This is a genomic window from Campylobacter concisus (assembly GCF_002913745.1).
In the GTDB taxonomy this organism is placed as follows: domain Bacteria; phylum Campylobacterota; class Campylobacteria; order Campylobacterales; family Campylobacteraceae; genus Campylobacter_A; species Campylobacter_A concisus_R.
Genome location: NZ_PPCG01000014.1, coordinates 1 through 1,077 on the forward strand (window position 1 = coordinate 1; position 1,077 = coordinate 1,077).

1 pseudogene is annotated in these 1,077 nt (G+C 34.2%); it reads right to left on the reverse strand.

Features of this window, described 5'->3' with window-relative positions:
- Window positions 1–808 (reverse strand): annotated as a pseudogene (locus CYO90_RS01200) (hypothetical protein); the annotation flags it as partial.
- Window positions 809–1,077 lie beyond the last annotated feature (269 nt).

Consider the following 1,077-nt stretch of genomic DNA (forward strand, 5'->3'; position numbering starts at 1 on the left):
CATTTTCTTCAAGTTTTTGCATGATACGAAGCACATCGATACCTCGTTCTCTCTCAAGTTCTTGAAGCTTAAGTAAATATGAGAATTTCTCATCCTTAGTAATGTCATAAGTTTCAGTGTTTTTGCTTTCAGCTTGGATAGGAGTAAATTTTTTCTCTTTGGTGTCGTCTTTTTCTTCTTCAACGCTCTCTATATCTTGAATACCCTTTTCATTCATCTCTTTTAGTATATTGACAGCATTTTTAGCATCTTCGCCAGATAAAGTTATATTAAACCGCTCTTTTAGTGCATATTTAGCCCACTCCTCTTTAAACTCATCAACGCTCATATCGCTATCAAGCAGATCAATAGTCCTTGAGTTTTGCATAAATAGCAAATCGCTATCGCCACGATATTCATTTAAAAATTCATTTACAGTGTATGGGGTATCTCTTAAAATTTTTGGCTTATCATTGTCTGGTTTTGCTTGCTGACCTTGTATATACTCTACAAATAAACCCTTGCTTTCATTTATGAAATTCTTAAGATCTGATAGCTGCTCACTTGTAAAGTCAGGATCATAGCCTCTGAGCTTTCCTATGATAGTGACTTTTGCTTCATCTCCCTTTGTAAAGCCAGATAGTGGATATATATGTCTATCATAAGACGCAGCTTGAGCTTTTCTATCAAGCCTTGCGTATTCAGGAAAGCTCATACCATATCCCATATCGTTACTAAGTATCTCGTTTATATCGTTAAATTTAAACCCCATCTCACTAGCTATGTGTTCTCTAGACAGATAAGGATATGGTGAGCTAGAAATTTGCATTTTACTATCCTTAGTAAGTTTTAAACTACTCAACGATTTTCAAAATTTATTTGAGTGAAATTTTCTTAGTTTGTAAATCGACTTTTCAACAATTTAGTTTATATATAACTTATCCCTACACAAAATGCTCCTCTGTTGATAAAAATTTACGGCACAACTCTTGCTTACTCTTTGAAGCTAAATTTCAAGGAGTAAGCTATGAAAGTCTCTTATAACTCCATCTTAACAAAACAGCACTACCAAAAACAGACAAAAAGCGAAGGCTTTGC